We start from the raw sequence: 14,480 nt of genomic DNA, 5'->3' as shown, positions 1-14,480 counted from the left end.
AATCAACGGTATTGGTTACATGTCTCTATCGCATAAATGACACGTTCCAAATCCTCATCCGATAAAGAGCTTCCAGAAGGCAGGCAGACACCTGTTGAAAATAAGTTATCTGATACACTGTATTCCTCACTGTAAGGATAGTAGTAATTGCTCTCGAACAAGGGTTGTAAATGCAGCGGTTTCCATACAGGCCTAGCTTCGATATTGTGCTGTTCCAGACATGACAGAAGTTGTCGTGAAGAGAACCCCGCCACTTCTTCATCGATGGTCAGCGCACTCAACCAGTGCGTGCTGCGACAATTGCGTGCTTCCGGCATAAAATGAAGACCCGGTATGGAACCTAAACGTTCCCTATATCGCCGGCCAATAGATCTGCGCCGTTCAACCCGCTCTTCAAGCAGTTCTAATTGACCGCGTCCTATAGCTGCCAACAGGTTGCTTAACCGATAGTTGTATCCCATTTCGGAATGTTGATAATGAGGGGCAGTGTCTCGGGCTTGCGTAGACCAGAAGCGCGCCTGTTTTAAGGCTTCGGTATCGTCGGATACGAGCATGCCCCCACCTGAGGTTGTAATAATCTTATTTCCGTTGAAAGAATAGATTCCGAATTGGCCCCAGGTTCCGCTGGCCTTGCCTTGATAGAAAGCACCTAATGATTCGGCAGCATCTTCAATCAAGGTAATTCCATATCGGTCAGCTATTTCTACAATGGGCTCCATATCTGCGCTTTGTCCGTATAAATTGACGACAACAGCCGCTTTTGGCAGCAGTCCTTTGTCATTCAAATCTTGGCAGGCCCGCTGAAAAGCTAGCGGACACATGTTCCAGGTCTCAGGCTCTGAATCGACAAATACGGGGGTGGCCCCCAAATATAAAATAGGATTGGCGCTAGCAACGAACGTGAGCGTTGAACAGATCACGTAATCTCCTTGTGTGACACCGGCTAGACGAAGTGCGAGATGAATCGCCGCCGTGCCAGAGCTTAACGCTAGTGCACCCTTTGATCCTGTGTAGGCGGCCATCTCCCGCTCGAACGCATCGACTTGCGGACCAATAGGAGCAATCCAACCAGAGTGTATCGCCTCCTCCATGTAGACCTGCTCACGTCCACTAATATGCGGCGGGGATAACAAGATTCGTGGCAGAATGCTTGTTTGACGAATGCTCATGCGAAGCTCCTTTCTCCATTTGGACCGATTTCTCCAGATGGAATACATATCATATCGAGATCTGGATGCCGATAGAGCGGAAAGTAACTTCCTGATACTCTAGTGTCACAAAAGGATATGATCCGCTCATACAACTCTGGAAAAAAAATTCGTTTACCTAAGTAATAGTCAAGGGGTTCCAGTTGTGTCGCGAATCTATGCTTGAATTGAAATAAGTCGTCATTCCCCTTATATCCCCCGCCAAGATGAAAACGTTCAAAGCCATTTTCCATCCCCCACTTGGCTGCTGCGTGAATTAGCAATTTGGTAGGTGACCACTGCAGATAGGCGCGATCCCAACCACATAGGTGATAATGCATCCACGGTCGTTCATGTAACACGATGCTGGTTGCCACCGTTTTCTCCCCAACCATAGCTTCGAATAGCTCTACTCTCCCTTCAAGTAGATAACTAGTATCTTCTATAAATTTTTTGGGGAAATAATAAAAAGAATCCGCCTGTAAATCATTTAGTGTTCCGTAATACAATTCACTGAAGGACTCAATACGATCTTTCAGATTGGAATTCCGAATTGTAAAGGGCGCAGACTTTATTTTGTGAATATTCCGTTTATGATTGCTGCCATAATGCCGGATGAGCTCTGCCTCCGAACCCACAGTCAAATCAATATATATTGTATTTCTATTCCACTCAGTGGTCAGACCGCTTTGATATTCCGTAGCGTTGCCAATCAAGGGATGAAATCTTACAAACTCGGTCATGATCTTTTTCTCTCTACAGTAATCCGTGAACGTTTCACTGAATTGCCGGTACAGCTCACTTCGTTCGGCTCCTGGAGGGAGATTCGATATCGGTCCCCCGTATCCATAAGGTGTACTAATGTCGTACCAATCACCTTCAAGCCCCAGTTGGATTACAGCAGGAAGATGGCTTATGGAACGAAGCAAGTAAGGATAAATGATGAGCTGGTCTCCCTGCTTAAAAACAAACAGCTCTGCCTGCTGATGCTCTCCATCCTCAAACAGCCGAAAAAACGCTGAGGAGAAATAGATATCCTTCGTCTCTAGCTGGTTCAAATAGGCATCCCATTCCGCTGAACTAGAGCTGCCTAACACGATGAAGTTACTCATACAACACCTCTTGATTCTCCAATAGTTTGATCATACGTATACTTTCAGTGCTTAAGATTAGCCCGGGGTCTCGCTCACGCAAATAAGCATCTGAAGAAAGCAACAGCAGCCTTTTCTCCCGGTCTAAATCCATTAATACGTCTGTCAAAAGATTGCAGCCACTCCACCCTCCACTTTGCAGTTGGATACGATAATACTGTTCACCTAACCGGCCCACAACTGAAGTCTCTTCCTTCGTTCTAATCTTAAGAGAAGAGAATCCATACTTTTGATGATGTGCCTCTGCCATCGGATAATCATCTATGATGTACGCCAATGCTTCTCTATCCCTATCAATCGATGGAGCCAAATCTCTTACATACCAGTAAGTCCGGCCTTCCTCTGCAAAACCAAGCCGCAAATACCAAGCATGAGCTTGCTCATTCCACGAAAATACATCAAGTGCCAGCTTCGAAATGCCATCCTTTTGGGCTAATGTCTCCCCGTACGCCATAAGCTTGCCGCCGATGCCATCTTTTCGATAAGCTGCGTCCACATTCAAGTTATTCAGAACCAGCATCTGCTCCATTCTTCGCCATTCAGCGAATCCAATAAGAAGCTCTTCAGAATAGGCACCAATCAGCAGTGTTGCTGAATGGCTTCCGCATTTACATGCTGCTTTCAAATATTCGGGATAACCGCCACAGGCGAATATGGTTTGATTGTAGACCGACTCTGGCAAGTTGCTCTGTAAGAGCCGGCATGCAAGGTGAATATCATCTTCCTGAAGCGGACTAAACCGCAAATTCATGCCGACCCCTCCTTTTGGTTCATTCTGTACTCATCGAGCGGCAGACTATGCTCACCCGGATTGGCCACAACGTCATCTTGGCGGATCACCTTCAGCACAGTTTTGCATAAGATCAACGCATCTAATCTAAAGCTTAGCTTCTCAACATAGGTAACGTCATAGGAGAGCCGCTGTTTCCACTCCGAAGTATTACGTCCAGATACCTGCGCCAATCCCGTTATTCCGGGTCTTACAGTAAATCGCAGCCGCTCCCGTTCAGAGTAATGCGGGCTGTAACGGATGAGCAAAGGTCTTGGTCCGATCAGACTCATTTCTCCCTTCACAACATTTACTAATTGCGGGAGCTCATCCAGACTCAGCTTTCGAATCAATCCGCCGAATTTGATATAACGCCGAGCATCCGATAACGGCTGGCCCTGCGCATCATACATTTCAGCCATGGTTCGGAACTTGTAGATGTAGAAGGGTCTTTCTCCCATTCCCGGCCGCTGCTGCTTGAACAAAATAGGACTTCCCAGCTTTATCCGAAGCAGCAACGCCACCACAGCCATGACCGGACTAAACACACCTAACATAACGATCGCTCCCACCAAATCGAAGCCCCGCTTCATATGGCGATACATGGTAGTCTTTCCCCCGCCTTTCTCTTATTCCGTAAAAAGACGTTCTGTAAGTGACTTTACCTCTTCCGGATTTGCACTCCAATAATACACTTTGGTTCGAACGAGCGGATCTAGAGCAGAGCTGTTATGGCCAGGAATCTGTTCGTAAGCAAAATCCGCGGAATCCATTCCCTTGAATAGCCAAGCTAAGCTCATCAAATCACTGTCACTAAAACTCGTATCAATAATGTCTTTCTTTTCACGCAGTAGCAGTCCAGCTAGATCAGGAATATGCTCCGGACTTAATAGCTTTTTGGCTACAGCCCGAACGATATTGAATTGCTCCCGTTGGCGGCTAAAGTCACCCTCCGGAGTCGAGTAGCGCTCCCTTGCTAAATAAAGCGTGTGGGCACCATCCAGATGCTGCTCACCTTTCTTGATGGTGATCTCCGGAGTGATGGTCACATCCTGATCAATTAGCATATCGATCCCGCCGATCGAATCGATGAAATCACGAACACCGGAGAAGTTCGTCTTGATGTAGTAATGAATAGGAATATTCATAAAATCACTAACGGCTTGAATCAGTGTCAGCGTACCCTGCTGATTCCCACCCTTTGTCTCACCAACGATATGTGCATGATTGATCTTGGTATAACCGACATTCTGCACATAAACCCGCGTGTCCCGCGGCACAGATACGATATTCACCTTCCGTTGATCCGGCATCACATGGGCAACCATGATCGTATCTGCCCGCGAGCTTTCTCCGCCCCAAGTGTCTGTTCCAATTAGCACTACATTAAAGGATGAGCTTTTCTTGTCTGTTGGAGATGTCACCGCAGTTGGAGTCTGTGTAGACGTTGTAAGGGTAAGCTCATCCGTTTGAGCTTGTGGGGCTGGTGTGCTGAGCGATTGCACCATCGCTTCATTGTCCGTAACCACATTAGAGCTAGGGATCGTCAAGGGGTTAAGAATCGCCTTATTAAAACGATGCTCTGGATTCAATATCCCTCCAATCCAGATCCCCCCAACTACAACCACAACAAGAATAACAATCAGGCTGTATCGTCCCACCCGCCGCATGCGTGAATGTTTACCTGTAATTGCCTTGTCGCGCTTGCCCCATAATCTTGTCATCCATGAATGCTTAGTCGACTTCATAGGTCAGATTCCCGCATGAACTTCGGATTTAATGCGTTCAAGATCATGTGTGCCCACCTGCGGTTCTTCCTGAAAGCCCGAATAGCTTGGAATTAGCTGCTTTAGCAGTTTTTTGATCTGATGACTGCTTGGCATCAGTTCATACCGTTTGCACAAGTTCTCCAGAACCCCCAACACCAAATTCAGTTCAGATCTGGAGACACTTTGCGGGCGGCTAATCATAATACGGTAGTTGTTAGTGACCAATAACCCTTCTTCTTCAGTCAAAAGCTCCTCAAACAATTTTTCTCCAGGACGAATGCCAGTGACCACAATGGGAATATCTTTGTCAGGCTCGAGACCCGACAAGCGGATTAAATCCCTCGCTAGATCGTATATACGAACTGGCTTACCCATATCCAGCACAAACACTTCTCCCCCTTGTGCCAGCACACTTGCTTGAATAACCAACTGTACCGCTTCGGGTATCGTCATGAAGTAACGCACCATATCCATATGTGTAACCGTCACCGGGCCGCCGTTTTCGATTTGTCTTTTGAATAACGGAATGACACTGCCCCGACTGCCCAGCACATTACCAAAACGTACAGCGGCAAAAACCGTCTTACTTAAGGAATTCTGATCATTAATGATCATTTCCGCGGCTCGTTTCGTGGCCCCCATAACACTGGTAGGATTAACCGCCTTATCCGATGAGATGAGGATGAACCGTTTAGCGCCATATTTAGCACTCGCTTCCGCTACATTCCTTGTGCCGATCACATTATTTTTAACTGCCTCTACTGGATTCATCTCCATAAGAGGAACATGCTTGTGAGCAGCGGCATGATACACAATGGAGGGGCGGAACTTTTGAAAAACGTTATCGATCCGCGATACATCCTGAATGTCCGCTATAATGGGATGAATGATCTGATCGGGATATAACTGTCGCAACTCTTGTTCAATAAGATAAATGCTATTTTCTCCATGCCCCAAAAGCAGCATTTCCTTCGGACGATACGCAGCCAATTGCCGGCATAATTCCGAACCAATTGAACCGCCTGCACCCGTGATGAGAATACACTCGCTTCCCAAATTCTCACGAATCTCTTCCGTATTAATTTCTACGGGACTTCTCCCCAGCAAATCATTTACGGATACTTCACGGATCATGTTAATGGCCATTTTCCCGTCCAAAATATCGGTCATACTAGGCATTAACTTGATCTGAGCTTTGGTAGATTTGCAGATTTCGATGATCTCCAGTAATTCCTTTTGAGGAGCCGTAGGCAAAGCGATGATAATGAACGAAATATCCAGCTGCTCGACTGCCTGGGGAATGAAGTTACGGTTACCGACAATCGGCAACCCCATAAGCTCCAGCTTGCGCTTTGAGATATCATCATCTATGAAGGCAACTGGGTTCATGAATTTAAATCTTGAATGCTTGATATCTTTGGTAACGAGGATGCCTGCTTTCCCTGCCCCAACGATTAGCAGATTGCCTTCGGATGAACCCTTTGTTCCCAGTGTTTCGAATCTATCGTTGATAAGGCGGTTAACTAAACGTAAGCCGGCAATGCCGAGAAATACGTAACCCGCTGCAAAATAAATCGAAATCGGCAATCGATAGGAAGGGACGAATACATGCGCAGATACATTGACAGCGACCACTCCGCAGAGTGTTAAAGCACTCACTTTTAGCAGCTGCAATAACTCACCTATACCGGTGTATCGCCAGATATTGTTATACACCTTGAATCCAAATGAGAACGCTGCGTACACCATAATGTGAATGAGTATCGCCCACGGAAGCATCCACATGTACTGCTCAGGGATTTGAAAATCAAACCGAAGTAAAAACACAAGCCACACTGAAGCCGCTATAATTCCCGCATCCAACATGACTAAACGTACGATCCGCATTTTCATCACTTCTTTCTCCCTAATTAACTAATTATTCGTTTATTCGTATGTTGTCTTATATGCGAGAATGAATTATCTATCTGCTGTCAGACCCGGTTGTAATTCAGACGGAAATGGCTTTATCCCTGGTTCATTCAGCGCTTCTATATAAATCGAGTCCATTTCACAAAGCACCGCAGGCAATCCATAGCGAATAATCCTGTCCTTATTCGCTTTCCCCATTGCTGCGGTCAAAGCTGCGTCCGCTCGCAGTTGAACCAGTGCTTTTGCCGTAGCGGCAATATCATCCACTGGAACCAACATGCCCGTTGACTCATGCTCAATCAAATCGCGAATGCCCCGAATATGTGTGCCGATCACGGGTTTGCCTGCTGCCATCGCCTCCATAATCGCCCGGGGTAACCCCTCACGATAGGACACAAGTGCCGCAACATCACACGCTTGTAGCAAATCCGGTATATCTCTTCGGAACCCCAGAAAATGTACCTGTTCCCTAACCCCTAACCGTGTAGCAAGTTCTATAAGGGTTTGCTCGAAAGGACCTGTACCTGCGAATGCTAGATGAATATCGCTTGCTTGATCACCCAAATGATGTAGTGCTTCGATCAACTGTTTTTGGTTCTTGTTAGCATTTAACTCAGCGACGCAGAGAACAACGAATGAAGGATTATCATTGTCACTCTTAGGTAAATCAAATAGCTGGTGACGACTTTCCCCCATCATTTTTGCAATTTCATTATCCCCCTCACCGCTACCGTATACCTGAAGATCAAGTCCGACTCCGCTCACATAAGTTACTTTTTTTCGGACAGGGAATTTCTGAGCACGCTCATAATCTTCACTATTAATGGTGATCAGTACATCCGTCCAACGTGCCATCAAATACTCCAACGGATAATAAAGCATCCAGTTCAGAAAAGGAGCACCTTTAAAAAAATGAAAACCATGAGCTGTATACAATACGCTAGGGACACCTGCTCTATGGGCTGCAATCCGTCCGAGAATCGAAGCTACTGGTGTATGTACATGGACGAACTGAAATTTTTCCGCTTGGAAGCTTTTCGTTAAGATCCGCAGAGCCGTCCAATTCTTCAACTGTAAAGGACTTCGTTGTATAGGTACGTCGTGACATACAATTCCCCGCTGTTCCATGCGCTGTCTGGCTTCGCCCGGCTGAGCGTAAGCATGGACTTCACACCCTTTTTGCTGTAATAACGCCATGTAAGGTAAATGAAAACTCTCGAAATGCCCATATATGGAGGCTACAAAAGCAACCTTTGCTTGTAAGCCTTCCTCAGCTGGAACACTCCCGATGTCCTTACTTGAGCTTTTATTGAGGTTGCTCTGCTCGTTGTCGAAGCTTGCGCCCAGTTGGCCTTTCAACGTGTTGGGTTCGATAGGGCATCTCTCCTTTCAGGTTTTTGTCTGTTAACCGGATGCAAGCTCCGTTCATCGCCATCATGAACCACCAATACCGCTGGAATAACGCCTCAATGCCCATCGATAACCCAATCATCGCCGCATGGGACAGCAGCAATGCCATAATAATTGGTCTATGAATCGGATCTGCTGCACGATAAGAACGGATACCCACAATGAAGAACCAAATCATAAATCCGCCATATACAATCAAGCCCAATAAGCCGAATTCAGTCAAAAACCATATAGGGGTGTTGTGGATAATAATGCGCAGTTCGTAATTATAGGAACCAAGCCCAATGCCTAATAACGGACTTTGTGCGATCCAATCCACCGCTTTGTCAATGATGTCAAGACGCGACTGGATCTGGGAAGGTCTGCTGGACATAGACTCCAGCACATTTAGATAAGCGGTGCCTTTATACAGCAGCAGAGCTATAAAAGCCACCCCAAACCCCATACCGATCTTGATCAGTCTGGACGGTTTGGTAATCAGAAGTGTAAGTAATACTAGGAACAGACCAATCCAAGACGAGCGCGAGAAGGTCATTATAATGCCCCCGGCTAAGCTTATCGTCGCTAGTACGCTGACCCATCCCCGCAGCAGCTTTATCTTCTCCCCACTCGTCATGATATGAATGGCAAAAGCCGTCACCAGCAATCCCCCGTATGCATTGGGATCAATTAACATGCCGGACAACCGCCCGTCTTGCACCATGAACGGAACCTTTACTCCGCTGAAAAAAGCGAATAGGGCAACACCATTTAAGAGCAGCACACTGATCAGGAAAAATCGGAGCATTTTATATAACCGTTCCCAGCTATCTGCTGCTTGCACAAGCATGATGTAGGTCAACAAAAGGAGAATAAATCCAATATCTTTTTGCAGCAGGGCGTATTGAGTAATGAAGCCGTTGCGCCAAATGGATACAAAGGAAGCTAAAACAAAAATGAACAGCATGCCCCAATGCCATGAACTGAATATCCTCCGGTCCAATTTGAGATGGAATCCAGCGGCAAATAAACCTAACATTAAGAAGAGATCCGACGGTGCGATACGGAAGGCTCCCCCAAAATCAATCTGCGCCGGAAGGCATATGATGTACCCCATGACCGCAAACAGAAATAAATTGTGCATGGTGTAGGGCTTCCCTACAACAGATACAGATGTCATACAAGTCCCTACTTTCCTACTTTCCTATAAAACAAGAACTTATGCCGCCGCTTCCGATTGTTCCCGTTTTCTCACCTTTCCGATGACACGATACAGCACAACTACACTGCCAATCATCTGTACAAATAACGACGAACTTGCCCCCATTGCAGCACCTACTACCCCGTAATGAGGTACGAAGATCAGACAACACAAGCCATTAGTGAATGCTGTGCACAGAAACAATGGAATCTGGGCTTTGTACCTTCCGGTAGCCGTTATGGCGTACCACAGGTAGGATGAAATAAATACCAGCATGGTGGACGCCAGCAGCCAATGAAACAACCCTAACTCTCCTGCCACGTCTGAACTGAATAATACGGTTAACAGCTTGTGGCCAAACAACCACCCTATCAAACAAGCGACCGCACTAAACCCCAAACCCATCGCTATCATTCGGCTGAGTAAAGTGACAAACTCCTTGTGTCTCCCGCCTGCGTGCCACCTGGCAAGACGTGGTGTTATGGCTTCACCAAGTGCGGTGACGACAACATTGCAGGCAACAATCATATATGAGAGTGAAGCATAAATACCTAAGTCATGCTCCCCTTTAAAATAGGAAATCGCATATAATGGGATATTCGTATTTAACGACATCAACGCCAATACCAGGCCTAGCGGTGAACTGACGATCAGTAAACTCCATAGGCTTCTTTTGTTGAAGAGTGGCCTGAGAGAAGTGTATATTCTCGCTTTACGAGCATCATATCCAATCGTTATCGCTAACCATCCGATAATCATGACTAACAAGGCAAGAACAAGGCTCTGTGTAGGGATAAATACGAGGATGAAGATTAGAATGGAGAATAACCCTTTTGCCATTCTGGAGATTGAGATTTGATCTAATCTCTCCTCCTTTTGAATGATGCCCAATAAAATATCACTGACTGATTCAACGATTCTATACAAACCGATGAAGAAAATTACCAATGCTGTATTCCAATCCAAACCACTTATTATGCAAAAACCTGCGGTGATCGTAAACGCAAGGGCAGTTGTTATCAGCCGAAGACCCAGAAAGTCTCCAAAACTGTATTTCCCCGATGAATCAACGATTAATACGGAACGAAGATGTAGATGCGACAGCATAAAGATCGGAGCAGTAACTGCAAGCCCTAGCGAATATTGCCCCACGATTGCCGATGACCCGAATTTATTCAGCAGGATCACAATCACAAACTGAGCACCAGCGTAAGTGATATTCCCGAGCAAATAACGAAGAGAAGCAAATGACATAGACGTCAGGCCATTCCTGAAGAAGAGGCCCACTCGGCAAAATCTTCACCACGAATCTTGGAACGCCTGCTCTTTTTCCGATAATTCAATACGGCTCCCAGCAAATGTGCTCCCTGCTGCTCTAACAAGTGCTTGGCAGAACTCGTGTGCTTTAAGAGCACTTTTCCGGATTTCACAACTAGCAATACCCCCTCAGTCATCGTTGCCAAAATAAGGGCATCCGAAAATGGCATTAATACAGAGGATGAGTCGATGACAATCGTATCAAAACGCACGCTCAGCTCTGCAAACAATCGCTTCATTCCTTCAGAGCCTAGTAATTCAGCGGGATTTGGTGAAATCGGACCAGAGGTCAATACAGACAAACCTTCTGCTTCCTCAATAGAAATAATGCAATCCTCTAAGCGGGTATGATCCACTAAGATACTGCTAAGCCCGATCCAATTAGGCAGATCAAATGCCTTATGCACCGTTGGCGTACGTAGATCCCCATCAATGAGAAGAACTGTCTTACCAGCTTCCGCCATGGCAATCGCCAGGTTTATGGCTACCGTTGATTTTCCTTCATCCGGAAGCGAGCTTGTGACTAATAAAGAGCGGATCTCTCCACCAACGCGGGTATAACGAATATTGGAGCGTATGCTTCGGAATTGATCTCCGCTAGATGACTTCGGTTGTTCCAGGCAATATAATTTTGGCGTTTTCTTCTTCATAACTGGTGGCTCCTTCTGCTGATTTGGTTTTCGCTTTATTCCGCCGTTTGCGTGGCTTTAATTTGCCCACGGTTCCCAGAAGCGGAAGCTGCAAATCAAGCTGAATATCTTTGGCACTTCTCACGGGTTTCTCCATCAATTCCCGGAGGATAGAGATTGCAATCCCGGTAATCAGCGCCAATCCGAAGGCAACAGCCATATTGAAGACGGGCTTAGGTGAGACAGGATCAGAAGGAACCTTGGCACGGTCGAGAAATACAACATTCTCCACTCCCATAATCGATTGAATATTCGCATTAAAGGCCTCTCCGAAGCCATTCGCGATATCTGTTGCCCGTTGAGCTTTTGAATCAGTCACAATTACCGTTGTTACGAGTGACTCGCTATTGGTTCTTGTCTTAACATTTTTGAGTAACTCTTCTGCTGTCATTTTTAGTTGCAGCTTTCTGACGACCTCTTCCGCTATCCTGCTGCTTCGAATGATCTCCCCGTAAGTAGTGACCAGCTTTTGTCCGGCCATAATGTCATTAATTGCTTTCTGCTGCCTGTCCCCTTGAATAAGTATAGAAGCTGTCGCTTCGTATTTCGGCTGTAAAACGTAATAGCTAACACTACCAGCGAGCCCGACTGCAGCGATACATAATACAATAATGAACAGCAGCCTACGTTTTACTAGTTTCAAAATGCTGCCCAGTTCGAATTCCATCGATCATTTCTCCTAACTAGTTAATGTATTGTCGCCTCTTTAACAAGATTATTGTTGTATATTCATATTCTCTTTCTCTCAACATATGTCCAAGTCCGTACTTAAAATTTAAATGTCAAAATATTAAAGAGCTCATTTAGCTCACCTGTTAAAATCCAACAAAAAAAGGTATTCTCCAGCCAAATCTACTGGTAGAATACCTTACATATAATCTATCTAGTTCAGGAATGTACAAGTGTAGTCAACACCATCAGGAGATATCTTTACGGTTCAGAACATGATTAACATTGCTTAACATGCCGGACAGGATACCCGCAATTGGGAATACTGCCCAATTGATGTCCCAGCGCCCATAGACAAAACCCGTGAACAGAAAAATCGCCGTCGCCAAAGGCCATAACACAGCCCCAACAACTCCAACAAATCGGTTCTCTTCCTGCTTCTCTGCAATGATATTCGGCTCCTCCAGCAACTTCGTATAAGTACCCTGGATATTCCCGTAATAGATGAACAGAAACACCGCTACAGCCGCAATAAACAGAAAAGCAGCGACTCCATAGGGAGCATAGTCATCGTTGACATAGCTAGTGATGAAGATAAAAGCCGGCGACAGCACACACAGGCAGACTCCTGTAATCAGAGAAAGACGGTAAGTCGAAGCATAAAGACTTTGGCTCCGTTGAAGCGCCATCTTTAGAGCGTAAGGCAGCTGAAAACCTTGCTCCAGACTCTTAAAGCGATCAAGCTTCATTCCGCTGTGTATAAACATCCCGACCGCGATAGCGACCAGCACGAACATTCCGACCAGCCCCAGCATAGAACCTTTATCACTCATAACAGCCTTATTTTCAAATATTGTATCCAGAGTGATCAAAAACGCCACTCCGCATGCGCAGAGAAAAACGCCGATACCCGTCCATAATCCAGCGCTTCGTCTGGCCGCCGCATAAGCGTAAACCTCTTCTTCCGTCAGCACCGGAATAGCCTGTTCCGGCGCAACTGGATCGATGCCAAGCTCCGCTGTCAGCTCTTCAATATTGCCGAATTCCGATATGACGATACCAATCGCCTCATTCTCCGACTTGCCAGCAAGCTTCAGCTCTAGGTACTTCTCCTCCATCCCGGATAGCAGCTCTTGCTTCAGATGTTCCAGTTCCTGACTCTTTGGCAGACCCGCAAACATATTATCCAGATATACTATGATCGTCTCCATGCTCTATCACCACTCCTTGATAAATTGGTTTACAACTTGCTGCGTAACCTTCCATTCCTCACATTTTTCTCGGTAATAGGCGAGACCCAACGAGGTAATCCGATAATACGTACGCCGCTTGCCAAGACTCTCATCCAGATAAAAGGATTCTATATACCCGTTTTTCTCCAGTCGGGTGAAGGCAGAATATAACGTTGTCTCTTTCATGACATATTTCTCCTGCGTTAACTGCCTGATATTTTTGGAAATCTCGTACCCGTAAGATTCCCCGTCCAGCAGCATGTAGAGGATCATCGTATCATTGTAGCCGCGTATAACATCACTGCTGATCAAGAATATCCCCCCATGATTACTTCATCTGTCGTAGTAGTTGCAGTATAACATAATTACTACGACAGATGAAGTAGTTAATGGAAAAATAGGCCAAAATAATTTGAGGACCGAACCTTCTTTGATTAAATCCAATTGCTTTCTGCGCATGACGTAGCTTCCAATACGGAGTTACGTGTACGAAGGTTCATGCCAGTAGTATTTGCGGGGACGATGGTGTTTACTAGTAGGTTGTTTGCGAGGACGGGGGTGTTTACTAGTAGGCTATTTGCGTAGACTTAGATAATTACTAGTAGGCTATTTGCGAGGGCGAGGGTGTTTACCTCCCCTTACTTTGGCGGACGAGGTACTATCGGACTCAGTTGACCTTATTCGTAGAACTTCCCCACTTTTCTGATCCTATCGGACCCCAATGCACCTATTGGCGCACAAATCACCATATTCGAGCCTACTTCTAGGGAATAGCTGCACTGGAGTCCGAAACTACGCTGGAACTGCGAAAAACATACTAATAACGCCATTGGGGTCCGTTAGCCTTACTTGCCCAAATATCTATTGTAGCAACAAACCAACGCTGGTTTGTTTTCCTTTTTATTGAATCTTAATACATTAGTTAGTTAATTACCCTGGACGAGGTACTATCGGACTCAGTTGACCTTATTCGCAGAAATCCCCCACTTTTCTGATCCTATCGGACCTCAATGCACCTATTGGCGCACAAAACATCATATTTAGAACCCCTTCTAGGGAATAGCTGCACTGGAGTCCGAAACTACGCTGGAACTGCGAAAAACATACTAATAACACCATTGGGGTCCGTACCACAGTGGACAATTATGAGTCGGCGATGTGATTTAGAAGTCGATTGGTAATTTTGTTGATGTTGT

General features: G+C 45.8%; 13 protein-coding genes. All 13 read right to left on the bottom strand.

Annotation, left to right across the window (positions count from 1 at the left end):
• Positions 1 to 2: 2 nt before the first annotated feature.
• Positions 3 to 1,169: a DegT/DnrJ/EryC1/StrS family aminotransferase gene (locus MHH49_RS23320; protein WP_036688235.1), complete on the bottom strand. Its 1,167-nt coding sequence runs from the start codon at positions 1,167 to 1,169 to the stop codon at positions 3 to 5.
• Positions 1,166 to 2,299 (bottom strand): GNAT family N-acetyltransferase, encoded by a 1,134-nt coding sequence (locus MHH49_RS23315; protein ID WP_341138518.1) that lies wholly within the window; start codon positions 2,297 to 2,299, stop codon positions 1,166 to 1,168. The genes MHH49_RS23320 and MHH49_RS23315 overlap by 4 nt, the downstream gene beginning before the upstream one ends.
• On the bottom strand, positions 2,292 to 3,089 hold the full coding sequence (locus tag MHH49_RS23310) for a GNAT family N-acetyltransferase (RefSeq protein ID WP_076214686.1): 798 nt from the start codon (positions 3,087 to 3,089) through the stop codon (positions 2,292 to 2,294). The genes MHH49_RS23315 and MHH49_RS23310 overlap by 8 nt, the downstream gene beginning before the upstream one ends.
• Complete coding sequence (locus MHH49_RS23305; protein WP_076129746.1) at positions 3,086 to 3,712, bottom strand: sugar transferase; 627 nt, start codon at positions 3,710 to 3,712, stop codon at positions 3,086 to 3,088. Before MHH49_RS23305 ends, MHH49_RS23310 begins: the two co-directional genes overlap by 4 nt.
• Before the next feature lie 24 nt (positions 3,713 to 3,736).
• Positions 3,737 to 4,855 carry an LCP family protein gene (locus tag MHH49_RS23300; protein WP_341138517.1) on the bottom strand — a complete coding sequence of 373 codons (1,119 nt, stop codon included), beginning with the start codon at positions 4,853 to 4,855 and terminating at the stop codon, positions 3,737 to 3,739.
• A 3-nt stretch (positions 4,856 to 4,858) separates the two neighbouring features.
• A complete protein-coding gene (locus MHH49_RS23295; RefSeq protein WP_076194875.1) occupies positions 4,859 to 6,769 on the bottom strand; it encodes a polysaccharide biosynthesis protein in 1,911 nt (636 codons plus the stop codon).
• Positions 6,770 to 6,835: 66 nt separating this feature from the next.
• Complete coding sequence (locus MHH49_RS23290) at positions 6,836 to 8,146, bottom strand: glycosyltransferase family 4 protein (protein ID WP_341138516.1); 1,311 nt, start codon at positions 8,144 to 8,146, stop codon at positions 6,836 to 6,838.
• The gene (locus tag MHH49_RS23285; RefSeq protein WP_076146451.1) at positions 8,094 to 9,320 is read right to left on the bottom strand and encodes an O-antigen ligase family protein; all 1,227 of its coding nucleotides are present in this window, start codon (positions 9,318 to 9,320) and stop codon (positions 8,094 to 8,096) included. The genes MHH49_RS23290 and MHH49_RS23285 overlap by 53 nt, the downstream gene beginning before the upstream one ends.
• Before the next feature lie 75 nt (positions 9,321 to 9,395).
• Positions 9,396 to 10,631, bottom strand: coding sequence for an oligosaccharide flippase family protein (locus MHH49_RS23280; RefSeq protein WP_341138515.1), 1,236 nt, complete (start codon positions 10,629 to 10,631; stop codon positions 9,396 to 9,398).
• Positions 10,632 to 10,636: 5 nt separating this feature from the next.
• Positions 10,637 to 11,344 (bottom strand): CpsD/CapB family tyrosine-protein kinase, encoded by a 708-nt coding sequence (locus tag MHH49_RS23275; protein ID WP_341138514.1) that lies wholly within the window; start codon positions 11,342 to 11,344, stop codon positions 10,637 to 10,639.
• Positions 11,292 to 12,050, bottom strand: coding sequence for a YveK family protein (locus MHH49_RS23270; protein WP_076272693.1), 759 nt, complete (start codon positions 12,048 to 12,050; stop codon positions 11,292 to 11,294). Before MHH49_RS23270 ends, MHH49_RS23275 begins: the two co-directional genes overlap by 53 nt.
• Before the next feature lie 250 nt (positions 12,051 to 12,300).
• Positions 12,301 to 13,263 carry a permease prefix domain 1-containing protein gene (locus tag MHH49_RS23265; RefSeq protein WP_076272694.1) on the bottom strand — a complete coding sequence of 321 codons (963 nt, stop codon included), beginning with the start codon at positions 13,261 to 13,263 and terminating at the stop codon, positions 12,301 to 12,303.
• A 6-nt stretch (positions 13,264 to 13,269) separates the two neighbouring features.
• Positions 13,270 to 13,596 carry a PadR family transcriptional regulator gene (locus MHH49_RS23260; protein ID WP_036688249.1) on the bottom strand — a complete coding sequence of 109 codons (327 nt, stop codon included), beginning with the start codon at positions 13,594 to 13,596 and terminating at the stop codon, positions 13,270 to 13,272.
• Positions 13,597 to 14,480 lie beyond the last annotated feature (884 nt).

It is taken from the genome of Paenibacillus sp. FSL F4-0122, assembly GCF_038002845.1.
In the GTDB taxonomy this organism is placed as follows: Bacteria; Bacillota; Bacilli; order Paenibacillales; family Paenibacillaceae; genus Paenibacillus_AQ; species Paenibacillus_AQ odorifer.
This window is presented reverse-complemented; position numbering and strand designations above follow the sequence as displayed.